Origin of the sequence: Nannocystis exedens (assembly GCF_002343915.1) — a bacterium.
GTDB lineage: Bacteria > Myxococcota_A > Polyangia > Nannocystales > Nannocystaceae > Nannocystis > Nannocystis exedens.
Window position 1 is genome coordinate 10,115,913 of record NZ_NETK01000001.1, and the last position, 25,468, is coordinate 10,141,380.

30 protein-coding genes and 1 pseudogene are annotated in these 25,468 nt (G+C 70.5%); 16 read left to right on the top strand and 15 right to left on the bottom strand.

Annotated elements, in window-relative coordinates; genetic code table 11:
* Nucleotides 1–3: 3 nt before the first annotated feature.
* Together NAEX_RS39405 and NAEX_RS39410 are read right to left on the bottom strand one after the other, a co-directional pair.
* A complete protein-coding gene (locus tag NAEX_RS39405) occupies nt 4–702 on the bottom strand; it encodes a hypothetical protein (protein WP_096332616.1) in 699 nt (232 codons plus the stop codon).
* Between the two features lie 262 nt (nt 703–964).
* The gene (locus NAEX_RS39410; RefSeq protein ID WP_245913901.1) at nt 965–1,366 is read right to left on the bottom strand and encodes a VOC family protein; all 402 of its coding nucleotides are present in this window, start codon (nt 1,364–1,366) and stop codon (nt 965–967) included.
* A 291-nt stretch (nt 1,367–1,657) separates the two neighbouring features.
* Here NAEX_RS39410 and NAEX_RS39415 point away from each other — a divergent pair, with 291 nt between their 5' ends.
* From NAEX_RS39415 to NAEX_RS39425, 3 genes are all read left to right on the top strand, one after another.
* Nucleotides 1,658–2,470 (top strand): hypothetical protein, encoded by an 813-nt coding sequence (locus NAEX_RS39415; RefSeq protein WP_096332617.1) that lies wholly within the window; start codon nt 1,658–1,660, stop codon nt 2,468–2,470.
* A gap of 52 nt (nt 2,471–2,522) precedes the next feature.
* A complete protein-coding gene (locus NAEX_RS39420) occupies nt 2,523–3,134 on the top strand; it encodes a DUF3592 domain-containing protein (RefSeq protein WP_096332618.1) in 612 nt (203 codons plus the stop codon).
* 430 nt (nt 3,135–3,564) lie between these two features.
* On the top strand, nt 3,565–4,032 hold the full coding sequence (locus NAEX_RS39425) for a nuclear transport factor 2 family protein (RefSeq protein WP_096332619.1): 468 nt from the start codon (nt 3,565–3,567) through the stop codon (nt 4,030–4,032).
* A 9-nt stretch (nt 4,033–4,041) separates the two neighbouring features.
* On the opposite strand, the gene NAEX_RS39430 is transcribed toward NAEX_RS39425, so the two are convergent.
* Together NAEX_RS39430 and NAEX_RS54805 are read right to left on the bottom strand one after the other, a co-directional pair.
* A complete protein-coding gene (locus NAEX_RS39430; RefSeq protein WP_143825546.1) occupies nt 4,042–4,743 on the bottom strand; it encodes an IS630 family transposase in 702 nt (233 codons plus the stop codon).
* 18 nt (nt 4,744–4,761) lie between these two features.
* Nucleotides 4,762–5,004, bottom strand: coding sequence for a helix-turn-helix domain-containing protein (locus NAEX_RS54805; RefSeq protein WP_143825720.1), 243 nt, complete (start codon nt 5,002–5,004; stop codon nt 4,762–4,764).
* Between the two features lie 165 nt (nt 5,005–5,169).
* Between NAEX_RS54805 and NAEX_RS39440 the strand changes: the two genes are divergently transcribed.
* Entirely contained in the window at nt 5,170–5,730 is a 561-nt protein-coding gene (locus tag NAEX_RS39440) for a ketopantoate reductase family protein (protein ID WP_245913902.1), read from the top strand.
* Nucleotides 5,731–5,892: 162 nt separating this feature from the next.
* Here the strand turns inward: NAEX_RS39440 and NAEX_RS39445 are convergent, their stop codons facing one another.
* Entirely contained in the window at nt 5,893–7,188 is a 1,296-nt protein-coding gene (locus NAEX_RS39445) for an acetamidase/formamidase family protein (RefSeq protein WP_420814176.1), read from the bottom strand.
* 277 nt (nt 7,189–7,465) lie between these two features.
* Entirely contained in the window at nt 7,466–7,591 is a 126-nt protein-coding gene (locus NAEX_RS54095; protein WP_256254142.1) for a hypothetical protein, read from the bottom strand.
* 282 nt (nt 7,592–7,873) lie between these two features.
* Here NAEX_RS54095 and NAEX_RS39450 point away from each other — a divergent pair, with 282 nt between their 5' ends.
* Together NAEX_RS39450 and NAEX_RS39455 are read left to right on the top strand one after the other, a co-directional pair.
* Nucleotides 7,874–8,197, top strand: coding sequence for a transposase (locus NAEX_RS39450; RefSeq protein WP_096325681.1), 324 nt, complete (start codon nt 7,874–7,876; stop codon nt 8,195–8,197).
* Nucleotides 8,198–8,208: 11 nt separating this feature from the next.
* Nucleotides 8,209–9,204 carry an IS3 family transposase gene (locus tag NAEX_RS39455; protein ID WP_211302334.1) on the top strand — a complete coding sequence of 332 codons (996 nt, stop codon included), beginning with the start codon at nt 8,209–8,211 and terminating at the stop codon, nt 9,202–9,204.
* Nucleotides 9,205–10,822: 1,618 nt separating this feature from the next.
* Here NAEX_RS39455 and NAEX_RS54810 read toward each other — a convergent pair.
* Nucleotides 10,823–11,047: an ATP-binding protein gene (locus tag NAEX_RS54810; RefSeq protein WP_245913991.1), complete on the bottom strand. Its 225-nt coding sequence runs from the start codon at nt 11,045–11,047 to the stop codon at nt 10,823–10,825.
* A 158-nt stretch (nt 11,048–11,205) separates the two neighbouring features.
* On the opposite strand from NAEX_RS54810, the gene NAEX_RS39470 reads away from it, so the two are divergent.
* Nucleotides 11,206–11,604: a hypothetical protein gene (locus NAEX_RS39470; RefSeq protein WP_143825721.1), complete on the top strand. Its 399-nt coding sequence runs from the start codon at nt 11,206–11,208 to the stop codon at nt 11,602–11,604.
* Between the two features lie 284 nt (nt 11,605–11,888).
* Here the strand turns inward: NAEX_RS39470 and NAEX_RS39475 are convergent, their stop codons facing one another.
* Nucleotides 11,889–12,446 carry a hypothetical protein gene (locus tag NAEX_RS39475; RefSeq protein WP_143825722.1) on the bottom strand — a complete coding sequence of 186 codons (558 nt, stop codon included), beginning with the start codon at nt 12,444–12,446 and terminating at the stop codon, nt 11,889–11,891.
* 7 nt (nt 12,447–12,453) lie between these two features.
* On the opposite strand from NAEX_RS39475, the gene NAEX_RS39480 reads away from it, so the two are divergent.
* Nucleotides 12,454–12,762 carry a hypothetical protein gene (locus NAEX_RS39480; protein WP_096332625.1) on the top strand — a complete coding sequence of 103 codons (309 nt, stop codon included), beginning with the start codon at nt 12,454–12,456 and terminating at the stop codon, nt 12,760–12,762.
* 547 nt (nt 12,763–13,309) lie between these two features.
* Nucleotides 13,310–13,624, top strand: a pseudogene (locus NAEX_RS39485) (sensor histidine kinase); the annotation flags it as partial.
* A 232-nt stretch (nt 13,625–13,856) separates the two neighbouring features.
* Here the strand turns inward: NAEX_RS39485 and tnpA are convergent.
* On the bottom strand, nt 13,857–14,261 hold the full coding sequence (tnpA, locus tag NAEX_RS53410; RefSeq protein ID WP_420814177.1) for an IS66 family insertion sequence element accessory protein TnpA: 405 nt from the start codon (nt 14,259–14,261) through the stop codon (nt 13,857–13,859).
* Between tnpA and NAEX_RS54815 the strand changes: the two genes are divergently transcribed.
* Nucleotides 14,193–14,366 carry a TetR family transcriptional regulator gene (locus tag NAEX_RS54815; RefSeq protein WP_420814144.1) on the top strand — a complete coding sequence of 58 codons (174 nt, stop codon included), beginning with the start codon at nt 14,193–14,195 and terminating at the stop codon, nt 14,364–14,366. The genes tnpA and NAEX_RS54815 overlap by 69 nt on opposite strands.
* On the opposite strand, the gene NAEX_RS39495 is transcribed toward NAEX_RS54815, so the two are convergent.
* Entirely contained in the window at nt 14,363–15,268 is a 906-nt protein-coding gene (locus tag NAEX_RS39495) for an SDR family oxidoreductase (protein ID WP_096332628.1), read from the bottom strand. The genes NAEX_RS54815 and NAEX_RS39495 overlap by 4 nt on opposite strands.
* A gap of 77 nt (nt 15,269–15,345) precedes the next feature.
* Here NAEX_RS39495 and NAEX_RS39500 point away from each other — a divergent pair, with 77 nt between their 5' ends.
* Nucleotides 15,346–16,227: an AraC family transcriptional regulator gene (locus tag NAEX_RS39500; RefSeq protein ID WP_096332629.1), complete on the top strand. Its 882-nt coding sequence runs from the start codon at nt 15,346–15,348 to the stop codon at nt 16,225–16,227.
* A gap of 166 nt (nt 16,228–16,393) precedes the next feature.
* Here the strand turns inward: NAEX_RS39500 and NAEX_RS39505 are convergent, their stop codons facing one another.
* The 3 genes from NAEX_RS39505 to NAEX_RS39515 form a co-directional block, all read right to left on the bottom strand.
* A complete protein-coding gene (locus NAEX_RS39505) occupies nt 16,394–17,389 on the bottom strand; it encodes an IS3 family transposase (protein WP_211302553.1) in 996 nt (331 codons plus the stop codon).
* On the bottom strand, nt 17,379–17,723 hold the full coding sequence (locus tag NAEX_RS39510) for a transposase (protein ID WP_096332630.1): 345 nt from the start codon (nt 17,721–17,723) through the stop codon (nt 17,379–17,381). Before NAEX_RS39510 ends, NAEX_RS39505 begins: the two co-directional genes overlap by 11 nt.
* A 369-nt stretch (nt 17,724–18,092) precedes the next feature.
* Entirely contained in the window at nt 18,093–18,437 is a 345-nt protein-coding gene (locus NAEX_RS39515; RefSeq protein ID WP_096332631.1) for a hypothetical protein, read from the bottom strand.
* Nucleotides 18,438–18,520: 83 nt separating this feature from the next.
* On the opposite strand from NAEX_RS39515, the gene NAEX_RS39520 reads away from it, so the two are divergent.
* Nucleotides 18,521–18,778, top strand: a complete 258-nt coding sequence (locus NAEX_RS39520) for a hypothetical protein (protein WP_143141536.1) — start codon at nt 18,521–18,523, stop codon at nt 18,776–18,778.
* 48 nt (nt 18,779–18,826) lie between these two features.
* Here NAEX_RS39520 and NAEX_RS39525 read toward each other — a convergent pair whose 3' ends face one another.
* On the bottom strand, nt 18,827–19,471 hold the full coding sequence (locus NAEX_RS39525; RefSeq protein WP_420814178.1) for an ATP-dependent Clp protease proteolytic subunit: 645 nt from the start codon (nt 19,469–19,471) through the stop codon (nt 18,827–18,829).
* Between the two features lie 81 nt (nt 19,472–19,552).
* On the opposite strand from NAEX_RS39525, the gene NAEX_RS39530 reads away from it, so the two are divergent.
* A complete protein-coding gene (locus NAEX_RS39530) occupies nt 19,553–20,422 on the top strand; it encodes an AraC family transcriptional regulator (RefSeq protein WP_096332634.1) in 870 nt (289 codons plus the stop codon).
* 187 nt (nt 20,423–20,609) lie between these two features.
* On the opposite strand, the gene NAEX_RS39535 is transcribed toward NAEX_RS39530, so the two are convergent.
* Nucleotides 20,610–23,015 carry a DUF4215 domain-containing protein gene (locus NAEX_RS39535; protein ID WP_096332635.1) on the bottom strand — a complete coding sequence of 802 codons (2,406 nt, stop codon included), beginning with the start codon at nt 23,013–23,015 and terminating at the stop codon, nt 20,610–20,612.
* Between the two features lie 700 nt (nt 23,016–23,715).
* Between NAEX_RS39535 and NAEX_RS39540 the strand changes: the two genes are divergently transcribed.
* The 3 genes from NAEX_RS39540 to NAEX_RS39550 are packed head-to-tail and all read left to right on the top strand — an operon-like array spanning nt 23,716 to nt 25,468.
* Complete coding sequence (locus NAEX_RS39540) at nt 23,716–24,075, top strand: hypothetical protein (protein ID WP_143141535.1); 360 nt, start codon at nt 23,716–23,718, stop codon at nt 24,073–24,075.
* Entirely contained in the window at nt 24,072–24,659 is a 588-nt protein-coding gene (locus NAEX_RS48950) for a hypothetical protein (protein WP_143141534.1), read from the top strand. The genes NAEX_RS39540 and NAEX_RS48950 overlap by 4 nt, the downstream gene beginning before the upstream one ends.
* Nucleotides 24,656–25,468, top strand: a complete 813-nt coding sequence (locus NAEX_RS39550) for a ferritin-like domain-containing protein (RefSeq protein WP_177326079.1) — start codon at nt 24,656–24,658, stop codon at nt 25,466–25,468. The genes NAEX_RS48950 and NAEX_RS39550 overlap by 4 nt, the downstream gene beginning before the upstream one ends.

Genomic DNA, 25,468 nt, shown 5'->3' on the forward strand with positions numbered 1-25,468 from the left:
GGTTCAGACCGGGCGGGTCAGATCGACCTGGTCGATGGGATAGGTCGCGTGCAGCGGCGCGAGCACCTCGTCGACCAGGCGGTGGACGTACGGGACGATCCGATGGTTGCGGTAGACCGGGACCTTGTTGACGCGGGTGCCGGTGGCGCCGGAGATGAGGCTGCTCTGCAGCACGAGGCCGCGGCCGCCCGTCGGCTGCACGCTGGCGCCGGCGTCGATGCGGCCGAGCACGCCCTGCACGAGGTCGAGCGGCGGGGCGTCGCCGGCGAACCAAACCTGGGCGAGCAGCACGGCGCCGGACACGGGCCGCTGCTGCAGCGCCTCGAAGTAGCCGCGGACCGGGAACGGGCGCGCGGCCAGCCAGGCGCGCTCGCGGGCGATCCGGCCGTCGCCGGCGACCGGCTCGAGGAAGGCGACGCCCAGCACGCCGAGCAGCAGGACGGCCATGCCGGCGGTCAGGTAGTCGACGGACAGGAACCCGGCGGCCATCGACGCGACGAGGCCGCCGCCGACGACCAGGGGGACGTAAAACCCGCGCCGGCGCGCGCTGCCGTAGTGCGCGCCGAGAGCGACGCGCATGTGCTTGTCGCCCTCGGCCAGCTGCCGCTCGTCGGCGCGCTGGATGTTGCGGGCGCCCTCCGCGGCCAGGCGGAGCAGCTCGGGCGAGGGCGCGCGGCCCGGTTCAGATGGGTTGCGAGGCACCGGCGGACCATAGCGGGCGGCCGGGCGGCGAGCAACCGGGGGCAGATCCACGCGCGGCGGTGATGACATGTCTTTGGGGACATCTATGGCGATAGCGGCGGCGCGTGCGCACGATGCGTGCGTGGGCCACGACGCACGCTCGCGTCGCGCACGAGCGGCGGGCTGGAGGCCGTCGCTGCCCGCGATCGTCGAATCACCCTGCAACAAGTACGACGCGGGCGTGGACGCGCGAAGACGCGAGGTCGGGATAGGATGATATGTCCTAAGAGACATTCTCTCGGGTGAGCATCACGAGGTTGCCGTCCGGATCGGCGACGTAGGCGACGCGCTCGCCCCACGGCATGTCGCGCGGCGGGAGCACGACGGGCGCGCCGGCGCCGGCGAGCCGGTCGACGGTGGCGTCGACGTCGTCGACGTAGACGCAAAGCTCGACGCGATGGCCGCTCGCAGGCCGCAGCGCCTGGCCGTGCAGCGCAGGCGAGCCGTCGAGCCGGCCGATGCCGAGCTCGGATTCGCCGAACTGCAAGGCGACGAAGGCGGGCGGACCTTCGGGCGGAAATCGATACGATTCGCGGCCGCCGAGCTGGTCGGCGTAAAAGGCGAGCGAACGCTCGAAGTCGAGGGCGGAGAGCATCGGGAACAGCTTTTTCGCGGGGGGGTGCACGCGGCGAGCATCGCCCGCAGGGCGGGCGCGGACAAGGGTCGCGCAGCCGACGTGCAATGCGACGAGGGTATCGACAATGTTGGTACCGGCGATGATGACGGATCCGCGGCGCGAGGCGCATCCGTGTCGCCCCGAGGGCCCGCCCCCGCACGGTCGCGTTCGCACTCCCGTCGCGCGGCGTCGCCGGACAGGAGAGCTTCGCGGCCGCGTGGCCGCCTTGACAGGCGAGCGGGCAGCCGATAGACCCTTGTCATGCGTTGTTTGTACCGTGTGGGTTGGGTGTGGCTCCTCATGACTGCTTGCGATGCCATCGAGGAGGGCGCCCGACCGGCGGCGCAGATCGAGGACGAGCTCGCCGGTGAGATCGACGAGGTGGAGGCGAACGTGCTCGCGACGCTGCGGATCGAGGGCGATACGCGGATCTACTTCGTGGACGCGTCGACCAGCGTGGCGATGGTGGAGGTCGGGTCGGGCGAGGACAGCGTGGTCGCGGGGCTCGTCGACGACGGCTTCACGGCGGCCGAGATCTACGAGACGCTCGCGCCGGAGGGCCGCGCCGCGCCTGCGGCCTTGATCGACCACCCCGGCGCGCATCGAGCTCGCGCCTTCGATCTCAGCGCGGCGCCGCGGCCGGCGAAGGATGCTGGCTACGGCGGCGTCGCGTCGACGTGTTACAGCTTCACGGCCGCGAGCTGGGTGAGCTTCATCGAGACCTCGGCGCACCCCGGGTTCGACCACTATGCGCATCAAACGAACTCGACCACGGGGGAAGTGTGGTGGCAGTCCGACGCCTCGCAGGCGAGTTACCGCGCGACCCTCTGTCCGACCGCCATTCACGGGGCCAACTTCGTCGACGACTACGTGATGCTCCACGTCCAGAAGCGCCAGACGAGCCCGCTCGGCGCGTGGACGGTGGTGGCGACGTCGATCCCCATCCGCCTCGAGCAGCGCGGGTGGATCTACGACCTCGACAACACGGCCAACTTCCAGTGGCGAACGAAGGTCAGCAGCGTCGACGTCGGCACGATCTGCAACCCCGACATCCCGTGGATCTGCTCCTCGGGGAGCGATGAATTCCACCACGCTCACATGTGGTCGGACTGACAGCAGGCCTCACGCGCGTTGAGCTCCTACGACATCGCAGTGCTTGAACCAGGTGATCATGTCGACGGTCCTTGCCCCGAGTGCGCGAGCGCCGGCCGGCGCGAGCGTTGCCGACCGCCGCCCCGCGCGGCTGGTCCCGGGGGGCATCGAGCGGTACGATGAACTCGCCATGAGCACGACGGCCGAGGGCGAGCGGATGGACAGACTCCTGCAGCGAGCGAGGCTCGTGGCAATGGGTCCCCCGCCCCGTCCCTCGCGTGGCGGCATGCCCGATGTCTATCACTACCAGATGGAGCCGATCGCCAAGTCGCTTCGGACCCGGTCCCCGCTCGTCCGCGGGCTTTTTTGGGCTTGCATCGTGTACGTCTCCGTGCTGTCGCTCGGCCTGGCGCCCCTGCTTATCGCTCTGACGCGGGCAAAGCAGGCTCGCCGGCTCGATCCGCTGTTCGAACACGGCGTGGCCTGCGAGGGCGAGGTGACCCACGTGCTCGGGCCTGGTGGATGGACCGTCTCCATCGCATATATTTTCACGGTCGCCGGGAAGCGCTACACCGGGCACATGGAGTATCCCGCGCGCCTGCGCGAGGACTGGCACGCTGGAGACGCGGTGACCGTGCTGTACGCGCCCCACGACCCGGCCGACAACATCGGCCTGTTTCGCTGACGCACCCGAGCGGTCCCGCAGCCCCATCACCGGGGCGCTGCATCAGCTTCGCGCCGCGCTCGCCTTGGTGCCGTTGCTCGAAGGTCGACCAAGGTTCGACGGCGAGGACGACTACTTCGGGTATGACGACCGCTGCGGGTCGTAGGCTCCGCGAGCTCCGTTCGTTGTGCGTGCGAGGCGACCGCGGCTGCGACGAACGCGGCGCCACTCCTCGGCCGGGTGGCAGCCTCAAGGAGCGAGAATCCTGTAGTGAGCGCTGCGGGCCCGAGAGAGGCGCCCGGCCCGGCCATGGAGGGCGTGGCCGGGCAGCGAGTCATGAGCTCGTCTGGCGAGGCGGCGGTGATGGCAATGGGCGAGGAGCGCACCGCGTAGATCCGCCGCCCACGTGGTATCGTGCCGCGGTTCGATCGAGACGAAAAGGGAGTGGTCGATGCCTGATTTCGACGATGACGACCAGAAGCAGCGGCTGAAGCGGCTCGCGAGCCGGGCGGCGATCGAGGAGCTGAAGGCGGAGTACGCCCGCAGGGCCGACGCAGTGTTCAATCGCCCGGGGGCCGCCAGCGCGGGGGGGCTCGCCGACCTCTTCACCGACGACGGGGTCCTCGACCTCGGACCGTTCGGGCGCTACGAGGGCCGGGCGGCGCTGGTGAACGCCTGCGAGAACATCCTCCCGCAGGCGACGAAGTGGAGCACGCACTACATCGTCAGCCCGATCCTCGAGGTCGGCGATCACGCTGCCACCGGCTCGTGGTACTTCCTCATCAAGTCGGTGCCGCGGAGCCCGCCCGGATCGGGGGTGATCGAGATCCTGGGCGGCTACGCCGACAAATACGTGAGGACGGGGAGTGGTTGGAAGATCGGCGAGTCGATCAGCAGCTTCTTCGTCCCGCCGACCTGACAGCAGGTTTCATACGCCTTGAGGCGTGCTGACGCCGCAGTGTTTGAACCAACCGGCCGCATCGGTTGGGGTGACGAGAGCCGCAACGGCGGAAATCGCGGCCTTGAGGAGTGGGCCGGTTCGGGCCCCGAGGCCGCGAAGGGCGGTCTTGATCTTCGACCAGGCGAGCTCGATGGGATTGAGGTCGGGCGAGTACGGCGGCTGGTAGACGACCGTCGCGCCGCGCGCCTCGATGCGCTCACGGACGCCTGTCGCGTGATGGGCACCGAGGTTGTCCATCACCACGATGTCGCCCGGACGGAGCTTCGGCGCCAGATGCTTGTCGATGAACTCGAGGAAGACCTTGGCCGTCGTGCCGCCCTCGACGGTCATCATCGCCTCGATGCCGTCGATCGACAGCGCGCCGAGCATCGTCGTCACACGGCCGCGATTCCGTGGCACGACGCCATGGGCACGCTTTCCTCGCGGTGCCCACGCTCGAGCGCGGGTCATCGAGATGTGCGAGCCGGACTCGTCCAGGAAGATCAGGCGCTCGGGGTCGCAGGACTGCATCTGCGCGACGAAGGCGTCGCGCATCGCCACGACTGCGGCCGTGCACTGCTCTCGGGGAACCAGCGATTTTTTTTCCTCGTGAAGCCGAGCTCCTGAAGCTCGCGGCACATGGTGGAACGACTGACCTGGACCCCGGCCCGTACTTGCAGCGCGAAGCACAACTCGGCGAGCGTCGCGTCAGGCCGCGCCCGCACCAGCTCCACGATCAAATCTTGCTCCCGGGCCGTGATCCGCCGCTCCCACTCCGCCCCCGTGCGGCTTGGGCTCGACCGAACCGGTCTCTCGCTGGAGGCGCAGCACTCGATCGACGGTCGCCCGTCCCACGTGGAAGCGCTCGGCGAGTTGCTCGTAGGTCTGCCCGTCCTGTACGCGGGCCTCAACAATGCGGATCCGAAGGTCGACAGAGATCGGCGTGGGCATGCTCTGCAAGAGCACATGAGCGCTTTCGCGCAAGCTGGCTCAGCCGTATCCTGCAGAGCCTTGATCCAGTCGCAGAGGATCAAGACGTGACGGACATGCTGTGAGGCCGGCGCCGCGGGGTAAAGCCCCGCCAGACCGGGCTCGGGTTGTCCGGCTGGGCCCGGCATGCCACGCCGCAGCGGCATGAAGATCGCGGTGATCGGACCCGGCGGGATCGGTAGCACCTTCGCGTCGCAGCTGGCTCGGGCCGGGCACGAGGTGACGGTGGTGGCGCGGACGAAGCGCCTGGCGCAGCTGCAGCGGGACGGGGCGATCGTGACGGCGAAGGGCGAGCGCGCGGCGGTGCAGGTGAGCGCGGCGCTCGACCCGAGCGTGGCGTACGAACTGGTGCTGGTGACGGTGCTGGCGTCGCAGGTCGACGCGGTGCTGCCGGCGCTGCGCGCCAGCGCGGCGAAGTCGGTGATGTTCATGTTCAACACCAAACAGGCCCTAATTCAGCACCTGGTGCCGAATTCCGGGTTGTTGCCTGAGTTTGCCATCTCTTTGCCACGCGCCTCGTCGCGCGCGTGGCGGGGCGTCAACCTGCGGCATCAAGCGGCCGGGCTGGGCCGGTCGACGAACGACCAGGGCCCTACGACTTTATCTGCACGAGACCAGGTCGCCGGAGGTCCCAGACGAGGGCGACCAGGGCGAGGAGCCGCCGGATGGTTGGCTGGACATGCCTGATGGGACATGTCCTTCGGGAACTTCGGCTGCGGCGTCGGGGCCGGCGCCGAATCGGGCGAACAGGTCACCCTCGTCGGCGGCGAAGGGCCCGCGGCCGATGGCGAGGCTCGGACGGAGCTCCTGCCGGCGCTCCTGGGCGTAAAAGCGCAGGGCGTCGGGCAGCTAGCGCTCGCTAGCGACCGGGACCAGCCCCGCCAGCCGGGACTTGTCGAGCTTCGCGGCCACACCGACGCTGCGCCCGGCGAGGTTGGCCACCACGTACTGCACGGAGCTGCCCAGCACCTGGGCGACCTCCGACAGGCTCAGCCCGTAGTCCTGCATGAGCCACTGCGTCAGTCCGAAGGTGGCAGAGCGCAGGGCGTCGTCCAGCGAACCGGCCTGGCCGAGCGCCATGATCTGGGTCGGCGACTCCACCCGCGGCGCGGAGATCGACTTGCCGCGCACGACATCGACCGTGAACTCGACCTCCATCGACGTCTCGAGCGCGTACTGCGAGGTCTCGCCGTCGCCCTGTAGCGCGTGGGCATCGCCGAGATAGAGGAGCGCGCCGGGTTGTAGGACCGGCAGATAGACGGTGTTGCCCTCGACGACCTCGTTGAAGTCCATGTTGCCGCCGAAGCGGCCGGTGTCGCCGGTCGAGATCGGTGGCGAGCCGAAGCCGGGCGCCACCGCCAGCCCGCCGAGCATGGGCCGCACCGGCACCTTGAAGTTCTTCAGCCGCTCGCTCGGCGTCTCCGGGCTGGCCGTGCCGTTCGCGCGGTCGATCCGCCAGCGAACCGGCTTGCCCAGCTCCGCCGCCGTCGCCGCGAGGCCAGGGACGAGCGCGCGCCCGACGATGCTGTCCAGGCTGTCGGCATGGTCCCGGTTCAGGCGCAGCCGGACGATGCGTACGACCAGCGTGTCACCCGGGTTGGCGCCGCCGACATAGAACGGCCCGATCTGCGGGTTGCCGAACAGGGCCCGCGTGACCCCGTGCTCGTCCACGCCGCCGGAATCGATGGTGGTGGTGTGCACGCTGTCGCCGGGCCAGATCGTGAGCACCGGCTTGCGATGGGGCGTGAACTCGTTGGAGTAGTCGGTGGGCTTGAACTCGTGACGGCGCGGCGGGCCCGGCGGTCGCTCGGGGAGCAGCTGCGCTGCGAATGCATGCTTGACGCGGACCTTCGGGTTGTTGGAATCGGGATAGTCGGCGGTTCCGCGGATCGTCCCACCGCTCAGCGTGCCCTGGTAGACGTAGGTCGACTGGCGGCGGTCGGTGACCACGAAGCGGACCACCTTGCCGGTCAACTCGCCCTCGAGCTTGTCTCCGTCCAGGACACCGCTGAGCCGCGTCCCCGTGCGATCGAGCTCCAGCGCCTGATAGCTCGGGTTGCCCCACAGGTCGGTGGTGACGAGCCAGCTCTGATGAACGCTGTCCCCGGCCAGCGAGGCCTTCGGGAGAATGCAGCAGACGAGCAGAGCCGCGAGCACGCACAGCGTGGTCTTCGCCATCATCGCGCCCGGGAGCTTGTGCAATCGGTGGCCGACCATCCGCGTCGAGAGGTTCGAGGTCCAGACGAAGGTTGACGGGATCCGCGCGTCCGCGGGCCCCAAGCTTCGCACGTTCCCGGGAACGTCAGCGAGCCCGGTGCATGACGAAGCGCACGGTTCCCGGAGGCGAAGTCATGGGCCGCGCCGCGAGCGGACCCGGCAGCGCGGCACGCACGGGCTTCACGCGCGGGTCCTTTGAAGCAACTCACGAGGCGCCCGAGCTCGAAGAGTCGACGCGGTCCGTGAGGATGGCCTTCGCCTTGCCGACGTGCAGGGTTCCGTACACGGGCGCCTCGCCTTCGCCCGGGATCGGGTACTCGAGGTCGCGCACGCTGGCCGTCCATGGCGCCCACGGCCAAGTGCTATGCTCACCGCCGTTGGCGACGTCGGGGTCGTGTGCGGTGACACGACCGCTGCGACGGCTGCACGACCACGCCACCCATCACGAGTGCCAGCTGGAGCATCAGTGACGGCTTAAGCGGTAGCTCCGGCTCGGGCACCAGACCTTGCAGCTAAGACCTCGAACATCTTCCGCCCGAGATGGTGTACTGCCTCGGCTGGCCCGCAACGGGCCTGAGTTTTGGTAGAGGAGAGGCGTGGCCAGGAGGCCCGCATGAAGAAGCAAGAACGCCGACACTTCACCCCCGAGCAGAAATCCAAGATCCTGCGAGAGCACCACCTCGACAAGGTGCCCGTGTCGGACCTGTGCGAGAAGTACAAGCTGCAGCCCAGCGTGTTCTACGGCTGGCAGCGGGCGCTATTTGAGCGCGCGCCGCAGGTGTTCGTCGAATCTCGCACGACGCCGGCGGAGACGGTCAAGCGCGAGCTCGGCGAGAAGGTGGAGCACCTCGAGGCGAAGCTGGTCAAGAAGGACGCGGTGATCGCCGAGCTGTCGGAGGCGCTGGTTGACCTAAAAAAAGAGCTTGGGGAGCTCTGAACGGCCGCTGGGTGCCCCATGAGACGCGGGACGAGGTGATCGACTTCGTCACCGACTGGTCGGAGAAGACCGAGCTGGCGCCGGCCCGCTTCGCGGGGTGGCTGGGGATCCAGCGGTCGCAGCTGACGCGCTGGCGCGAGCGGTACGGCAAGGCCAACGAGCACAACGGGAAGATCCCGCGCGACCACTGGATCCTCGACGCCGAGCGCCAGGCGATCCTCGACTTCTTCGACAAGCACCCACTCGAGGGCTACCGACGGCTGACCTACATGATGCTCGACCAGGACATCGTCGCCGTCAGCCCGGCGACCGTCTACCGAGTCCTGAGCGCCGCTGGCCGCCTCGATCGCTGGCAGCGCGGTCCTTCGAAGAAGGGCACTGGCTTCCAGCAGCCTGACGGCCCGCACCGCCACTGGCACGTCGACATCGCCTACATCAACCTCGCCGGCACGTTCTACTACCTGTGCAGCGTGCTCGACGGCTACAGCCGTTACATCGTCCACTGGGATCTCCGCGAGTCGATGACCGAACGAGACGTCGAGTGCATCCTGCAGCGCGCCCGGGAGCTGTTCCCCGGGGCGCGGCCCCGCATCGTCACCGACAACGGCCCCCAGTTCATCGCCCGCGATTTCAAGGAGTTCATCCGCGTCGCCGGCATGACCCACGTCCGGATCTCACCCGGCTACCCGCAGTCCAACGGCAAGCTCGAACGCTGGCACAAAACCTTCAAGTCCACGGCCTTACGGCCCGCAGCGCCATCGACGATCGACGAGGCCCGTCGCGTCACCGCCGACTTCGTCGAGCACTACAACGCCCGCCGCCTCCACAGTGCCATCGGCTACATTGCGCCGGTCGACAAGCTCGCCGGCCGCGAAGCTGCGATCTTCGTCGAACGCGACCGCAAACTCGAGGCCGCTCGAGAGCTCCGCCGTCAACGCCGAGAACTTGCTCGCCGACACCAAACCCACCATCATCCCAACCAGACCTGCCCACCCGCAAGTCCGTAAGCCGCACCTCCCTCGGTTGCATTCACGCTGAGCCAATACAATGGCGCCGCTCGTGCGCGAGCAGATCGAGGACAGCTCCGACCGCTGCTGACCGAGGACTATTACAGCCAGCCGCATCTGCGCGATCCCACCGACGTGCGCAAGCGCTGGCGGACGCGAGAAAGCGAGTTCATCGGCGCCGCCGCCTACACGTGTCCGCTCTGGCTCAACGAGGGCAAGGTCTCGGCGCAGACGGACGTCTTCTCGGTCTGCGTCCGGTCGCGTCCTGTATTCGCGGGAGACCTACCAACACCGAGAGATCCGCCCGGAGGAGTTCGCGCCCGAGCTCGCGCCGCTGGTGGCGGAATTGCGGCGCGGAGCGTCGATGATCGGGGCGGAGCGTCACCGGACGATGGATGGCCTGGTCCGGTCGCTCGAGATCGTGCGCGCGGATCTGTCGGCCCGCGCGACGCGGCCCTCGCCCCCGCTGGTGGATGAGCGCGGTCGCGGCGGCGTCGGCGGGGTCCTTCGTGCTCGGGGCTATCGCGGCCGGGTCCGTGCTGCTCAGCATGCCGCGTCGACGCCGCCGCTGCAGCTCGCCCGTTCCCACTTCACGTGTCGTGCCAGCCGTTACGGAAACGGCGGGCGAACGGGGGAGCTTTCGTTGAGGACGAGGGCGCGCGAGAAAGCGTAGCCGACGACACTCCAGCCTCACACGCTGCTGTAGAAGAAGCCAACGCCGACCGCGAGGAGGCCAAGCGGAGTGAGTGCCATGGCGGCGATGGCGATGGCCAGGCGCGAAGGTATGAGGAACGGCCGTCCAGCGCTCGCCGCAACGCCTTGTCCGGTCGGTACAAATAGGAGATATCGTTGAATGCTGCGTTGTAGGTCATCCCGCCGGGCAGCGCATAGATCGCGATCAGGAAGCATGCGAGCGCGAGCGGGCCTGTCACCCAGATCAGGGCCGAGCGCGCATAACAGTGAAGGGCCGCGGTCGCGCCCGCGAGGAGGATGGCGGGCATGAGATAGACGGCGATCGGGGCGAAGGCGCGGAACCCTCGGCGCAAGGTGTGACCCCAGGGCGCGAAGCCGCGGAAGTACGGCGGCTCGTCGTGATAGACCCGGTCAGCCCTTGGAGTGCAGCGCCCCATGGAACCACCGCGTACAAGGCGATGAACCCAACGAGAACGAAGTCGATCCAGGTGACGGGCAGCAGCATCCGGGGCAGATGACCACGGCCCGACCTGCGGAGCAAGTGCCGCCGTCGCGGGACCTCGATCGAGTTGTCTCCCAGCCGCTGGACGTCAGCGGCATCCTCCGCCCGCCGCGGCGGAGGCTCCGCCGCGGCGAGGCCCGCAACGGGATGGCTCGGGGCGCGATCAACGCCAGCGACCGAGCCGAGCCCCCGCGGCCGAGCCTCGGCCCAGCGCGCGCCGGCGCCTGCGACCGAGACGGCCACGCCGCGTAACCCGGCGCGGTGCCGCAGCTGCAGCGCAAAGCATCGCACCGCGAACGGCCAGCGCCGTCCGAGCCCGCCGCCGCCGAGGAAGCGACCGAGGCCGGGACGGCCAAGCGGATCACCTGGAGTCGGGCGGGCTAACCGCATAAGGACTCGGGCGGCCAATCGGATCGGTCGTCGTCAGGGCGCGGTCGGCTCTTGCGCGCGGTGGGTCCGCGGGTTGCGGTAGGTCTCACCGTCCATGACGAGCACGTGCGAGTGGTGCAGGAGGCGGTCGACGGCGGCGCTGGCGAGCTGCTCGTCCTTGAAGAGCGGGCCCCATTCCTCGACCGCCCGATTCGACGTCCGCCGGTTGCTCGCGGGCGGAGACCGGGCAGCTAGACGGGACGTCTCGCAGCGCGGCAGAGAGTTCTTCTGCGTCTGCGCAGCCGAACGGTGCGAGGTGGTGGAGCGTCATACGAGCGGAGGGGCCGGAGCGGTCGGTCCGGGCCCTTCGCGTCGGGGGCGACGAGGTCGTTTTCGTCAGCGACCGCGACGAGGTCCAGATTCGCACGACATCGGCGATGAGCCACGCTCCCCCGCGCACGACCTGGACGCTCTCGAGCGACCAGGGGGAAGCGACCTGTTCGTTGGAGGAGCACGGGGCGGGCGAGACGGCGTCGCTGCGTTGCAACGCCGGGCTCGCCGCGACGAACTTGCAGCTCACGCGGCTCGCCGACGACTCCGGAGCGGTCGTCGAGCTCGACGCGCTGGTCGCCCGCCGGCGGCCCTCGGCGGACGTGTGCGACAGAGCGGAACGTTGCTGCCGAGCCGCGACACCGATCCTGGACGAGGGGAAGTCGTGTGACCTCGAATTCCAGTTCGGGCCCGATCGCCTGCCGGACAATTGCCAGCGGACCCTCGATGGTTTTCGCCGGATCTTCGAGGAGACGAAGCGCCCGCTGCCGGAGGCGTGCCGATAGGAGACCGAAAAGGACAGCGACATGACGGTGGAGTCTGGGCGAGGTGCTGGCGGTAGCTGGGGCCGTCAATGTCGAGGCGGACTCCGGACAGGTTGTTCGGCTGCCCGCTTCACCGTCGGGGCACGGTTCCAGGGGCGGAGCCGGCGGTGCAGCAGCGTGTAGGCCGTCACAAGCACGCCTCGAGCACATCGAGCCCCGCCGGCGTCGCTGCGCCGCAAGCCGCCCGAAGCGAGGCCGTCACCACTCGGGGCTAGGCTAGAACGCCGGGCCGTGCTGCCGAGGGGTCAGGAGCTTGTGATGCTGAGGACGGGGACGGGGCGAGCGGGAGCGACGGCGCCCGGGGCGAGGGCAGTCGTGCCGGGTGGGACGCGGTCGAGCTCGACGTGGGTGCAGTCGGTCATCTGCCCCTCGGCGTGCGCTGGGTCGCCCTCCCAGCGCGTCGTGAGACTGAAGATGGCCGAGACGTCGTGGTGCAGGTAGTAGCGCTCGCCCGACACAACGACGATGGTCGCCTGGGTGGAGTCGTCGGTGCCGAGGCGGGCGTCGACGTCGTCGCCGTAGCGGGTGACGATCGAGTGGTGGCCGGGCTCGGCGAGGTAACAGAAGTACGAGGGCCCGCGAGTCATGCCGACGACGGTGCCGTTATCCTGGACGACGGCGGGGACCAAGAGCGCGACTTTGTGCGGGCGGTAGACGCAGATCTGGGCCGTGTCCGCGGGGAGCTCGGCGAACCCGGGCGGCGGGACAGCCCGGGGGCGGATGGAGTAGCTGGTACAGGCCGCGACGCACAGGAGCGCGGGGCTGAGGAGTGAGATCGAGGCGCGGAGGCGCGAGCGCGACATGCGGGCGATGAACCGGGCGGCCCCCCGGTCGTATTCCAAAGCGGGCGGCGCGGTAGGTGTCGGTCGCGCGCCCGACGGGACGAGCCATCGCTGCTCCCTCCCGGCCGCGTACGCGTTCTGGCAGTGGTTCGCCGGCGACCAGCTGCTCTGCGGCGACGGCCCGCCGCTCATCGTCGACGCGCGGACCGGAGAGGGTCAATACTGCTTTTCCCCGGAGAGCGACATCGATGTGCTCGCGGCTTCGCCAACCGCCATGAAGCTGCTCGCCAACCACCGAGGGCTGGTCGCGGTCGCCGACGCCACGAATGTGGCCTGATCTCGGCGAGCACCGGATCGGCGGGCCGCTCCTTCCGCCGAGCAGCGCAGCAGCTTGGCGCCCGGCGAGCTCAGCTCAACGCTGCGCTTGATCACGATCGCCGACCTTCTCGGTCCCGCAGGGTGTAACCGCGGACGCGGCGAGGCCCCACGTGAACACGCGCACTGCGGCTGGCCGCGAAGCGTTCGATCAGAAGTTCCTCGAGGTCGTCCCGGCGATCGGAACGGCTCGGGACGGACTTCCCGTACGGCCCCCTCGCCGTCAACCTGCTTGGGAGCTGCGGGCTCGCGTTCTTGATGGTGGTCGCCACCCAGCCGAACGCGATGGGCCCCAACCTTCGCCTCGCGCTAACCGCGGGGGGCCATGGGCGGCTTTACGACGCTTCGGGACCATGAAGCTGCTCCAGGGGGATCGTACGGCCGCGCGGCGATCTACGTCGTCGTCACCGTCCTGGGCTGCATCGCCGCAGCCTGTGGAGGTCACGCGCTGGGCCGACTGATCGTCAGCGCGTGACCTTCCGTCGGGGGCCAATGCCGGCGCGGGCGGCGAGATCGAAAGCGAGGTAAGCGCAGAGAAGGGCATGGCACGCCTCGTTGTGCGTGATCACGGCGCTGGTATGCCGTCAGGCGATCTCGGGAGGCCCTTCGAGCCGCTGGAACGCGCCGCGCCGATTGCCCACTACGGCGGGCTCGACGTGAGTCTCTTCATCGCCCGCGAGATCGTGGTCGCCCACGGGGGGCGCATCTCAGCCGAGAACGCCGAGGGTGGCGGGGCCCGCTTCGTGATCGGGCTGCCGCGCGAGGTCCACGACCCGGACATTCGCGCGGCGGCCGCTCAAGGACCTCGAGGGAACATGGTGTGAGGTCGCGGGAGAGATCCTCGAGCCCCCTCGCTCCCGGAACCTCTCCAGCCGCCTCGGCGAGGTCGGCGGCCCTTGCGAAGGCGCGTCCGCGAGGGTCGAGGCAGCCCGCAGCAGACATGTCCCGAAGGACAGGGCGATTATCCATCACAGCGCCGCGTCGATGCTCGGCGCGACCCACGAGACGCTCCTGCGAGCGGCTGCGTGCAGACGAAGATCCGCACCGTCGTCGGGATCATCGCCGCGCCTCCAGCACGTCGAGCACGCGCGCAAGCGCCTCGGCTTCCACGCGGCCCCGCACTCGGACATGCACGCCGCCGACGACGAGCTCGATCACCCCGACCTCGGCGACAGCTGGTGCCGCGAGCTGCTCCGTCACCTCGACGAAGTCCACCGGTGCATGCTCCGACGCGCCGGCGCTCGCTAGCTTCGACTTCCACCACGTCAGCGTCCGCTGGTTGATGCCGGCCCTCGCGGCATAAGCCGCGCACGACAGCCCGCTCGACTCAACCGCGAGCAGATCATCGACGCTGCCGGCGCGCTGTTCGCCGAGCGGGGTCCCGAGGTGCCGATGGAGGAGGTCGCTCGCCGTGCCAGGATCGGCGTCGGCACCCTGTACCGGCGGTTCCCGGACCGGGATGCGCCGGCGCGGCGCGGGAGCTGGAGCCATCTGGGCGCGGCCCGCCGCGAGGCGCGGCCCGGTCGGTGTGCCTCCAGCACCACGAAAGGAATCGGTCCTAGCTAGTTGCGCGCGTAGCAGTGCGCGGCCTCGAGGTCCGCGATCAGCCCGGGATGCGCCGGCGCCCAGTCCAGGCGCTGCCGCGTCAGCGCCGTCGACACCGGGTTGTCGCTCGCGACGAGCGGCCCCAGAAACGGCCCAAACCGCGCCTCCGCCTCGGCCGGCGACAGCGAGACCGCCGGCACACCGAGCCGCCGCCCGATCGCCTCCGCGACCTGCCGCATCGCCACGCCCTCCTCGCCGACGGCGTGGTAGCGGGCGCGCTCGGCCGCGCGCTCGAGCGCGAGCCGGTACACGCGCGCGCAGTCGTCGTGGTGGACGGCCGGCCACCGGTTGCTGCCATCGCCGACGTATCCCGACGAGCCCGCCTTGCGAGCGGCCGCGATCAGCATCGGCATGAAGCCGTGGTGATCGCGCGGGCCATGCACCGTCGGCGCCGGACGCACCACCGACACGTGGACACCGCGGTCGGCCCACGCGAGCGCAAGGTTCTCCGCCGGCACGCGGAAGCCCGCGCTCGCCGCGAGGTCGCCGTCGTCGTCCTCGGTGCCGATGCGCCCCGCCGGAAGCACGAGCGTGCCGGTCGTGAACACGAGCGGCCTTCGCGATCCCGCGAACGCGCTGCCGAGCGCCTCGATCGCGCGCCGATCGGTCGCGAACGCGCCCGGCAGATCCTGGAAGTCCATCACGAAGCCGAGGTGGATCGCGCCGTCGCAGGCGCGCGCGCCCTCGACGAGCGTGTCGGGCTTCGTCAGGTCGCCCGCATGAACCTCGGCCCCCATGCGCGCGAGCGCCGCGGCCGCCGCCTCGCTGCGCGCGAGACCGAGCACGCGATGCCCCGCACCACGCAGCTCCGCCACGACACCTGTTCCGATCATTCCCGTCGCACCGGTCACGAAGATCTTCATGCGTTGAGCCTACGGACGCGCGTCCGTATCCTCCATGCGCGCGCGTTCGCGGTTTCGTCGCGATCGTACGGAAGCTCATGGATCCGCTCTCCGATGTCCTCGCCCTCGTCCGGCCGCGAAGCTACGTCGCCGGCGGCCTGACGGCCGGCGGGCGCTGGGCGGTCCGGTTCCCCGCGCACGCCGGCATCAAGTGCTACGTCATCACCCAGGGCGCGTGCTGGCTCGTCCTCGATGCCCCGGTGCGGCTCGCCACCGGCGACTGCGTGATGCTGCCGCACGGCCGCGAGTTCCGGCTGTGCAGCGATCTCGACGCGACGCCGGTGGACCTCACCACGATGTACGCCGGCGGCTCGTACAGCGGCATCCGCGCCTGCGCCCCCGGCGACGACTTCTTCCTCCTCGGCGGCCACTTCGTCCTCGACGGCAACGCGGACCTCCTGCGCGGCGTGCTCCCATCGGTCGTGCACCTGCCGGACGCCGGCGAGACGTTCGGCAGCGCCGTCGAGCGCATGCTCGCGGAGCTCCGCGATCCGCAGCCCGGCAGCGTGCTCATCGCGCAGCAGTGCGCGTACACGATGCTTGTACTGGCGCTTCGCCTGTGCCGTGCGAGCGGCGCCGCGGGCTGGCTCCACGCCCTCGCCGATCCTGCCATCGCGCGCGCGATAGCGACGATGCACGACCGCCTCGCCGAGAGCTGGACCGTCGAGGCGCTCGCCGAGATCGCCGCGATGTCGCGGACGACGTTCGCCGAGCGCTTCCGTGCGACCATGGGCACGTCGCCGATCGAGTACCTGACGCAGTGGCGCATGCTCGTCGCGGGCGATCGCTTGCAGCACTCGAACGACTCGCTCGCCGAGATCGCGCGGCTCGTCGGTTACGAGTCGGAGAGCGCATTCGGAGCCGCGTTCAAGCGTGCGATGGGCACATCACCGGGCGCCTACCGGCGTGCGCGACGATGAAGCGAAAGACGACGTCGACCGTCGGGGCGGTCGACGTCGATCAGGTGCTCGTGTATTGGCTCAGCGTGAATGCAACCGAGGGAGGTGCGGCTTACGGACTTGCGGGTGGGCAGGTCTGATGGGGATTGTATTGGCTCAGCGTGAATGCAACCGAGGGAGGTGCGGCTTACGGACTTGCGGGTGGGCAGGTCTGATTGGGAGCGTGGTGGGTTTGGTGTCGGCGAGCAAGTTCTCGGCGTTGACGGCGGAGCTCTCGAGCGGCCTCGAGTTTGCGGTCGCGTTCGACGAAGATCGCAGCTTCGCGGCCGGCGAGCTTGTCGACCGGCGCAATGTAGCCGATGGCACTGTGGAGGCGGCGGGCGTTGTAGTGCTCGACGAAGTCGGCGGTGACGCGACGAGCCTCGTCGATCGTCGATGGCGCTGCGGGCCGTAAGGCCGTGGACTTGAAGGTTTTGTGCCAGCGTTCGAGCTTGCCGTTGGACTGCGGGTAGCCGGGTGAGATCCGGACGTGGGTCATGCCGGCGACGCGGATGAACTCCTTGAAATCGCGGGCGATGAACTGGGGGCCGTTGTCGGTGACGATGCGGGGCCGCGTCCCAGGGAACAGCTCCCGGGCGCGCTGCAGGATGCACTCGACGTCGCGCTCGGTCATCGACTCGCGGAGATCCCAGTGGACGATGTAACGGCTGTAGCCGTCGAGCACGCTGCACAGGTAGTAGAACGTGCCGGCGAGGTTGATGTAGGCGATGTCGACGTGCCAGTGGCGGTGCGGGCCGTCAGGCTGCTGGAAGCCAGTGCCCTCCTTCGAAGGACCGCGCTGCCAGCGATCGAGGCGGCCAGCGGCGCTCAGGACTCGGTAGACGGTCGCCGAGCTGACGGCGACGATGTCCTGGTCGAGCATCGTGTAGGTGAGGCGTCGGTAGCCCTCGAGCGGGTGCTTGTCGAAGAAGTCGAGGATCGCCTGGCGCTCGGCGTCGAGGATCCAGTGGTCGCGCGGGATCTTCCCGTTGTGCTCGTTGGCCTTGCCGTACCGCTCGCGCCAGCGCGTCAGCTGCGACCGCTGGATCCCCAGCCACGCCGCGAAGCGGGCCGGCGCCAGCTCGGTCTTCTCCGACCAGTCGGTGACGAAGTCGATCACCTCGTCCCGCGTCTCATGGGGCACCCAGCGGCCGTTCAGAGCCCCCAAGCTCTTTTTTTAGGTCGACCAGCGCCTCCGACAGCTCGGCGATCACCGCGTCCTTCTTGACCAGCTTCGCCTCGAGGTGCTCGACCTTCTCGCCGAGCTCGCGCTTGACCGTCTCCGCCGGCGTCGTGCGAGATTCGACGAACACCTGCGGCGCGCGCTCGAACAGCGCCCGCTGCCAGCCGTAGAGCACGCTGGGCTGCAGCTTGTACTTCTCGCACAGGTCCGACACGGGCACCTTGTCAAGGTGGTGCTCTCGCAGGATCTTGGATTTCTGCTCGGGGGTGAAGTGTCGGCGTTCTTGCTTCTTCATGCGGGCCTCCTGGCCACGCCTCTCCCCTACCAAAACTCAGACCCGTTGCGGGCCAGCCGAGGCAGTACAAACGGGCAGGGAAGGGACGTTCGGAGCGGGTTTGCTCCACAGCATCGGCATGCCGCACGCGCGCTTGCCGATGAAGAACGGCAGCGCTCCGGCCGGATGGACGCAGCAGGCCCATCGCGTGGTAGTGATGAAGCGTGCGCCCGCTGGCTCCGGCGGGTCCGAAGTCGGGAAGCGGAAGAGGCGCGGTAGTTCCATGTGCCCGGCATGGTCGCGTGCGTCGCTCCGAGTTCCTGAGGCTCGAGCACGGACCCCGCGAGCCGGGTGGATCGCAAGGTCCGTCTTTGCCAGGGCTTGCCAAACTCAGGTGTTTTCCGGGAAGTCCTGGGATGCTCTGCCCCCCTCCAAAAGCCCGAATTCGGGGAGCTCGGGGGCCCCGGGGCGGGGCGAGGGGCTCTGAAGGGGCGGTGGAGTGTTCATGTTCAACACGTTCGAGCCGCTCGAGCGGCTGCGCGCGGCGGTGGGCGCGGAGCGGTTCACGTTCGGGTTTCCGGCGATCCTGGCGAGCGTCGACGACGGGGTGTTGGCGACCGAGATCTTCGCCGGACCGCTGCGTACGACGGTGACCGACCCGCGCTGGGCGGAGGTTTTCTCGGCGGCGGGGATCCCCAGCGTGGTCCACAGCGACATGGAGAGCTGGCTGCGCACGCACGCGGCCGTCGTGACGCCGGTGATGGTGCTCGCGGGGGAGGAGCCATTCGCGGCAGGCAGGGGTGTCGTGGGCGGAGGCGATGACGTTCGCGCGGGCGACCGCGGAGGGCTTCGGCCTGGTGCGCCGGCTCGGCAACGTCATCACGCCGGCGCTGATGGTTCTGTTCAGCCGAATGCCGATCCGGCTGCTGGCGTCGCTGCTGTGGTCGATCAGTCGGTCACCCGCCATTCGCAAGAGCGGGGCGGCGGGGTTCGGCGAGCCGCGGACGCTGATCGACGCGATGCTGGCGGCGGCTGCCCCGCACGAGCTGCCGGCGTTGCGCGCGATCCGGCCGTGAACGGGCGTCCGGCGCGAGCGCCAGGGCGATCCTCCGCGGACCGGCGGCTCAGACCTCCTCCCCGCGCTCGATCACGCGATGCACGAGGCCGTACGCCTGGGCCTGGCGGGCGTTCATCCACAGGTTGCGCTCGGTCTCCCGCGCGAGCGTGGCGAGGTCCTGGCCGGTCGCGGCGGCGAAGATCCGGTTGAGGCGCTCGCGCATGGCGGCGATCTGCACGGCCTCGATCTCGATGTCCGCCGCGGGCCCGCGCAGGCCGCCGCTCGGCTGGTGGAGGAGAAAACGCGTGTTCGGCAGCGCGAATCGGTTCTCTCGCCGGGCGGCGACGAAGATCAGCGCGCCCGCGCTGGCGACCCAGCCGGTGCCGATCATCTTGACCTCGGGTCGGATGAAGCGAATTACGTCGTGGATCGTGTCGCCCGACTCGACGTGGCCGCCGGGCGAGTGGATGACGACCCGGATCGGCTGCTCGCTCTCGCCGGCGAGCGCGAGCAGCTGCGCCGTGGTCGCCTGCGCGAGCTCGCTGGTGATCTCGCCGAAGATCAGCACCGTGCGGCTCTTCAGCAGGCTTCGGCGCAATTCGTCGGTCAACGCGGGGACGCGCGGCCGGTCCTCGTGGGGCTCGCTCGGGTCGGGATCGGGGTCCAGCACGATCCGAGCATCCGGCGGCCGCGGCCTGCTCGCCATGTCCATGAGGCGCGTCGTCATGCCCGGGCGTCTCGATTTGAGGGCGCGTGCTGGACAGGCGGGCCCGGCGCGAGTCACCATCGAGCCATGGCGGACGAGATCGACGAGCAGGTCCCTCGCGGCGTGACGGTGTCCCGGCGTCATGGGGCGCCGCCCTGGCAGGTGGACGCGGGCGAGCTGCCGAGCCTGCACGTGGTCGTGGAGGGCTTTTTTCGGCTCGTGCACGGCGAGCAGCGGGTCCTCGAGCTCGCGCCCGGCGACGTCGTGCTCGTCGGCGCCGGACCGCCCGGCGCAGCGCCCCGCGAGCCGCGCTTGCGGTGCCTCCCGCCGCCGCCCGGGGCCCGTGCGCCGCAGGCCGAGCTGCTGTCGGCGCGGTACGCCGGGGTGCCCGCGGAGCTGCCGGGGTCCGTGGTTCACCTGCCGGCCGCGGAGGTGCGACGCTCGGCGGGCCTCTCGGCGATCGTGAACCTGCTGCGCGCCGCGCTCGCGGATCCGGGTGCGGGGCAGGAGGCGCTGGCGCGCTCCTTGTTGCCGCCGCTGCTCGCCTACACGCTGCACTGCCACCGCCGCGCGCACGCAGGGGCAGGCACGGTCGATCGGCGCATCGCCCGGGCGCTCCAGCTCATGCAGGCGAAGCCGACCGAGCGCTGGACGGTCGCGGCGCTCGCGAGCGCGGCGGGGCTGTCCCGCGCGGCGTTCGCCCGGCGCTTCCTCGCCGAGCAGGGCGTCCCGCCGCTGCGCCATCTGACGGCGGTCCGCATGCAGCGCGCGGCCAGGCGGCTGGTCGAGAGCGACGACTCGCTGGCAGCCATCGCGGCCGAGGTGGGGTACGACTCGGAGTTCGCGTTCAGCCGCGCGTTCAAGCGCCACACGGGCGAGGCCCCGGGCGCGTTCCGCCGCCGCTGCCGCGTCGAGGGCGGCTCGTTCGGCCCTCCGATCGTTTGTGCGGCAGCATGAGCGAACCGTGAGCGTCGGTCCGGCCGGGGAAGGTGAAGGCAGAGCCGGCGCGTTGCGATGAAGGTGGAGCGTCGCCCGCGCTCGCCGATGCGCCGTGACGCGCGCCGGCGAGGCGGTCACTCGGACAGAGACAGGGACGCGCCCCCGAGCCCGCCAACGAGCTCGGGGGCGCGACCGGAATCAACGGCTAGATCTCGAAGCAATAGAGGCGACGCGCACCGTTGCACGTGGCGGTGGGGTTGAAGGTCCAGGCGCTCGTGGCCAAATTGCTGCGTCCGAAGATCGCGCTGACCACGGAGCTGCTCGAGGTCCAGTTGCTGCAGTTGGGGAGGGAGACCAGGCCGGCCTCGCTGGTGCTGGTCCATACGTCCGCCGAGACCGTGGTGCCGGTTTCGGTGAGGTTGATGGGGGTGGCGATCGCGCCGTCGGTCAGATCGGCGAAGGTGTTGGCGATGAGCGCCCCGTCGATTCGCCGATAGCCGGAGATGGGGGACACGAAGCGCGTCGACGGGGCGCTGGCGTCGGTGCTGAGCCACACGTCCCAGGTGCCGCCGAGGCCGACCGCGTTGGCCCGGTCCTGGCACTTCGTCGCGGCGCCGCTGATGCCGCCGAGGTTGCCGTTGTACGTCGTGCTGGTGACGAACACCCGCTTGCCGGGCATGCACGCGAAGCAACCGTCGCCCTCGACGTTGTTGCCGTCGTCGCACCCCTCCTGCCCGGCCCAGACGTAACCGTCGCCGCACGTGGGGAGCTGGCAGTGGTTGAGGCAGCCGTCGGTCTGCGTGAGGTTCTTGTCGTCGCAGCCCTCGCCCGCCTGGACGAAGCCGTCGCCGCAGGCCGGCAGCTTGCACGCGAGGGTGCAGGTGCCGTTGTTGGCGTTGCCGGCGCCCTCGTCGCACTGCTCGCCGGGTTGGACGAAGCCGTCGCCGCAGCTCGGCAGCTTGCAGGCGTTGGTGCAGCCGTCGTCGTCGACGAGGTTGGCGTCGTCGCAGGCCTCGCCGGGGCCGGTGTAGCCGTCGCCGCAGATGGCGCCGGTGCAGTCGGGCTTGCAGGGCTGGTCCTCGCCGTTGTCCTCGCCGCCGTCGCACTGCTCGACGGACAGCCACAGGAGGCCGTCGCCGCACACGGCGTGCTTGCAGCTCAGGGTGCAGGCGCCGCTGTTGCTGTTGAGGTTGCTGACGTCGCACTGCTCGCCGAGGCTCGGCTGGATGAAGCCGTCGCCGCACGCGGGGAGGCGGCACAGGTCGGTGCAGCCGTCGTCCTGGTCGTGATTCGTGCCGTCGTCGCATTGCTCGCCGGGGTCGACGACGCCGTTGCCGCACTCCTCGAGCGCGCACAGCGGGCTGCAGCCGTCGTTGCCGACGAGGTTGCCGTCGTCGCAGCCCTCGCCGGGGCCGCGATCGCCGTCGCCGCAGACGTTGAGGTGGCAGCCGGCGAGGCAGCCCTTCTGGGGGCCGTTGTCCGGGCCGTTGTCGCACTCCTCGCTGCCGCTGCCCTGGTCGTGGACGAGGCCATCGCCGCAGATGGCGTGCTTGCAGGCCAGCGTACAGTCGCCGCCGTCGCTGTTGCCCGCGCCGGCGTCGCAGGCCTCGCCGGCCTGGACGAAGTGGTCGCCGCAGGCGGCGGCGGTGCAGGCGGTGGTGCAGGCGTCGGTGTCGATCGCGTTGCCGTCGTCGCAGGCCTCGGTGGCCTGGACGATGCCGTCGCCGCAGGTCGGGACGGTGCATGCGTTGGTGCATTCGTCGTCGTCGACGCCGTCGCCGTCGTCGCAGGCCTCGCCGGGCCCGACGTGACCGTCGCCGCAGACGCCTATCGTGCAATCGAGGGTGCACACGGCGTGGTCGGCGTTGTTCGGGCCGTGGTCGCACTGCTCGCCGGGGCCGAGATCGCCGTCGCCGCAGACGTTGAGCAGGCAGTTGGCGCGGCAGGCCCCGCCGGGACCGTTGGCGGGGCCGTGGTCGCACTGCTCGCCGACGGCGGCCTGAAGGACGCTGTCGCCGCAGGTGGCGGCCACGCACAGGTTGCTGCAGGCGTCGTCGTCGACGGCGTTGGCGTCGTCGCAGGTCTCGGGCGGCTGGGCGATGCCGTCGCCGCAGGAGGCGAGGACGCAGGCGTTGGTGCAGGCGTCGCCGTCGACGTCGTTGCCGTCGTCGCAGGCCTCGCCGAGCTGGACGACGCCGTCGCCGCAGGCCGGGAGCGCGCATTCGTTGCTGCACGCGTCGTCGTCGACGTCGTTGCCGTCGTCGCAGACCTCCCCGGGGTCGACGTGGCCGTCGCCGCAGACGGGGCCCGACGCGCAGCTGTCGACGTCGTCGCCGTCGTCGCACGCCTCGCCGGGGCCGACGTGGCCGTCGCCGCAGACGTTCAGGGTGCAATCGAGCTTGCAGGCGGCGGCGTTGCCGTTGGCCGCGCCGTCGTCGCATTCCTCGCCGGGGTCGAGCTGGCCGTCGCCGCACGGTTGCTCGGGCGTGGGGTCGGTGATGTGGATCGAGACCTCCACGCTGCCGTCGCAGCCGGCGGCCAGGAGGTGCAGCGCCGTCGCAAGTACACACGTGTACGTGCGACGAGCCTCGCGGGACTTCGTGTTCTCCATGCTTTTTCTACTCCGATCGATTGGTTGGACAAGGGCCGACCCTCGCCGCGACGATCAGGCGCGGCGCGAGCGAGAGGACCGGCATGACAGCTTCGGCCGCGAGCGGGTCTCCGGCCGATAGCGATTCGTTCGCCGGGGCGATATTCGCCGAGGGCCGGCGCCGAAATCGGTCGACCTGAACTTCGAGCCATGTGAGTTCGGACCGCAGCGCCGCGCTGCCGAACGGTCGGAGTCGCGCGGACGTGCGAGGGCGAGCGCGGGGGTCGACGCCTGCGCCAGGGCGCGGCGAGGCCGGGCCGGCGAGCAGCTGCTTATTCTATGGATAGTGCGATCGCTGCCGCGGGTGTCGGCAGTTCGGCGTCGTATTCGTCGCGCCCGCTGTCACTCTCGGGCGGGGTCCGAAGCGGGACCGTTGTGGTCCGGCACGTCTTCGCGTCGGACCCGCGGGGGCGAGGCCAGAAGCGCGAGAGCTCCCGCAGACTCCCGCGCCGGTGCACCACCCGTGGCCGCGCGCGCCTGAATTGGGATCCGACGCGGGCGGCGTCGCGCCGTGGCGGTGTGCGGTGGACTGTCTCGGCGACGACGTCGTTCGTGCTGGCTCGACCGTGCTTCACTGCCACGGTTGGGGCTGCGGAGCACGATCGTGGACAGGGCGCGCGCGAGGCTTCGGAGCCGATGGTCGCGGTCCGGCGAATGCGGGTTGCCCGACCCTGTGCCGGCTTGCGAATCGTCGGCGCCTGCTCGAGGACTGCAGCAGCGACGGCGGGAGCCGGCCCGGGCGATCGATGAGAGCATCTTCGACGCGAGCGTCGCCGGGGAGGCCGATCGCAAGGGAGGGAACGACGAGCTCGGCGCCAGGCACGAATACGATGACATGACGCTCGCCACGCACCGGGACCACGTCCACTTCGCCGTCGCGGCGGGAGGTGGCGGGGCACCGGCCGCGCTCGCGGGCCGCGCGGCGATTGTAAAGCGGCCGTTGACAGCGCAGCCAACGCAAGATCGCTTCCGCCCGCGCGGCGAATGGTTCATCGTCTGGTGGGAGGATGATTGGATATGACTCTTAAGACATCTCATCACGAGCGCGCGCTGGCGGCCGCGGCGGGGCTCGTGGGGCGGCCGCGGCTGCGGTTCGGGCTGATGTTGACGCTGGTCGCGGCGTGCGGGCCGGGGCCGAGCGAGGGGGAGACGGAGGCGCCTGGCGAGGGGTCGACCGGGTCGACGGCCGCAGAGGCGACGACGCCGGCGCTGACGACGAGCGGCGGCGCGGACGAGACCGGCGGGGCGACGGGGACGGGCGGGGCGCTGACGACGGGGACGACCGGCAGCGGCGAGGCGAGCACGTCGACCGGCGGCGAGGACACGCTGCTGACCGACGCGACGACGTTCGCGAGCTCGACGACGACGACCTCGGGCGAGACCGGGACGGGTGAGGCGACGGACACCGGGACGGGCACGGACAGCAGCACCGGCGGGCTCGACGATTGCGTCGACATGCGCACCGGCGAGGTCGACTGGGCCTGCTGCGAGCGGCAGATGTGGCAGCCGTCGCCGCAATGCACGCCGTGGGGCCCGCCGGCGCCGCCGGCGGCGCTGCGCGAGCGGCTGCAGCAGGCCCGGGCGGCCCGCGGGAGGTGGGTATGAGCAGCCTCGATCTGCGCGGGGCGGCCGATCGCGCCGACCTGCGCCTCGACGCGCGCGCGCTGGCGGAGCTCGACGAGGTCGACCGGAGGTCGGCGATCCTGACGTGGCGCGGGCGCATGCTCAACGAGCACGTGTCGGCGCGCGTGTTCTCGGCGCTGGCCCGACAGCTCGAGCGCGCCGGGATCCGCGGCGATCGGCGCGCGCGGGTGGCGGCGATGGTGGCGGAGGAGTGGCGCCACGCCGATCGCTGCGCGGCGGTGGTCGAGGTGCTCGGCGGCGAGCCGGTGATCGAATTGCCGTCGCTGCCGCCGGTGCCCGAGCACGAGGACGCGGACCCGCTCGAGGCGGTGCTGCGCAACGTGATCAGCGTGTCGTGCCTGAGCGAGACGGTGGCGGTGGCGCTGATCGACGCCGAGCGCCGGTCGGCGGGGCCGCCGGCGCTGCAGCGATTGTTGGCGGAGATCCTCGCCGACGAGGTCGGACACGCGCGGTTCGGCTGGCGGCTGCTCGAGGAGCTGGCGCCGTCGCTGTCCCCGGCGCTGCGCGAGCGGCTGGGCGACTACCTGGTGATCGCGCTCGACGAGCTGGCGACGCACGAGCTGTCGCACCTGCCGGCGCGCGCGAGCCCGTCGACGGCGGCGGAGGCGGTCGGGGTGTGCGACGGGCACGCGGCGCGCCGGCTGTTCTTCGCCACGGTCCACGAGGTGATCGTGCCGGGGCTGCAGGCGTCGGGGCTGCCGGCGCTGTCGGCCTGGCGGGCGGCGCAGGCGACCGGCACCTGGGCCGGCGCGATGGCGGGCGCGCGGTAG

Excerpts from the sequence above, each read along its gene's own strand:
- NAEX_RS39415 (WP_096332617.1), top strand. The coding sequence starts at position 1,658 with ATGACTGCTTGCGATGCCATCGAGGAGGGCGCCCGACCGGCGGCGCAG.
- NAEX_RS39425 (WP_096332619.1), top strand. The coding sequence starts at position 3,565 with ATGCCTGATTTCGACGATGACGACCAGAAGCAGCGGCTGAAGCGGCTC.
- NAEX_RS54805 (WP_143825720.1), bottom strand. The coding sequence starts at position 5,004 with ATGCCCACGCCGATCTCTGTCGACCTTCGGATCCGCATTGTTGAGGCC.
- NAEX_RS39440 (WP_245913902.1), top strand. The coding sequence starts at position 5,170 with ATGCCACGCCGCAGCGGCATGAAGATCGCGGTGATCGGACCCGGCGGG.
- NAEX_RS39450 (WP_096325681.1), top strand. The coding sequence starts at position 7,874 with ATGAAGAAGCAAGAACGCCGACACTTCACCCCCGAGCAGAAATCCAAG.
- NAEX_RS39470 (WP_143825721.1), top strand. The coding sequence starts at position 11,206 with ATGAGCCACGCTCCCCCGCGCACGACCTGGACGCTCTCGAGCGACCAG.
- NAEX_RS39475 (WP_143825722.1), bottom strand. The coding sequence starts at position 12,446 with ATGTCGCGCTCGCGCCTCCGCGCCTCGATCTCACTCCTCAGCCCCGCG.
- NAEX_RS39480 (WP_096332625.1), top strand. The coding sequence starts at position 12,454 with ATGAACCGGGCGGCCCCCCGGTCGTATTCCAAAGCGGGCGGCGCGGTA.
- NAEX_RS54815 (WP_420814144.1), top strand. The coding sequence starts at position 14,193 with ATGGAGGAGGTCGCTCGCCGTGCCAGGATCGGCGTCGGCACCCTGTAC.
- NAEX_RS39495 (WP_096332628.1), bottom strand. The coding sequence starts at position 15,268 with ATGAAGATCTTCGTGACCGGTGCGACGGGAATGATCGGAACAGGTGTC.
- NAEX_RS39500 (WP_096332629.1), top strand. The coding sequence starts at position 15,346 with ATGGATCCGCTCTCCGATGTCCTCGCCCTCGTCCGGCCGCGAAGCTAC.
- NAEX_RS39510 (WP_096332630.1), bottom strand. The coding sequence starts at position 17,723 with ATGAAGAAGCAAGAACGCCGACACTTCACCCCCGAGCAGAAATCCAAG.
- NAEX_RS39520 (WP_143141536.1), top strand. The coding sequence starts at position 18,521 with ATGACGTTCGCGCGGGCGACCGCGGAGGGCTTCGGCCTGGTGCGCCGG.
- NAEX_RS39525 (WP_420814178.1), bottom strand. The coding sequence starts at position 19,471 with ATGGACATGGCGAGCAGGCCGCGGCCGCCGGATGCTCGGATCGTGCTG.
- NAEX_RS39530 (WP_096332634.1), top strand. The coding sequence starts at position 19,553 with ATGGCGGACGAGATCGACGAGCAGGTCCCTCGCGGCGTGACGGTGTCC.
- NAEX_RS39535 (WP_096332635.1), bottom strand. The coding sequence starts at position 23,015 with ATGGAGAACACGAAGTCCCGCGAGGCTCGTCGCACGTACACGTGTGTA.
- NAEX_RS48950 (WP_143141534.1), top strand. The coding sequence starts at position 24,072 with ATGACTCTTAAGACATCTCATCACGAGCGCGCGCTGGCGGCCGCGGCG.
- NAEX_RS39550 (WP_177326079.1), top strand. The coding sequence starts at position 24,656 with ATGAGCAGCCTCGATCTGCGCGGGGCGGCCGATCGCGCCGACCTGCGC.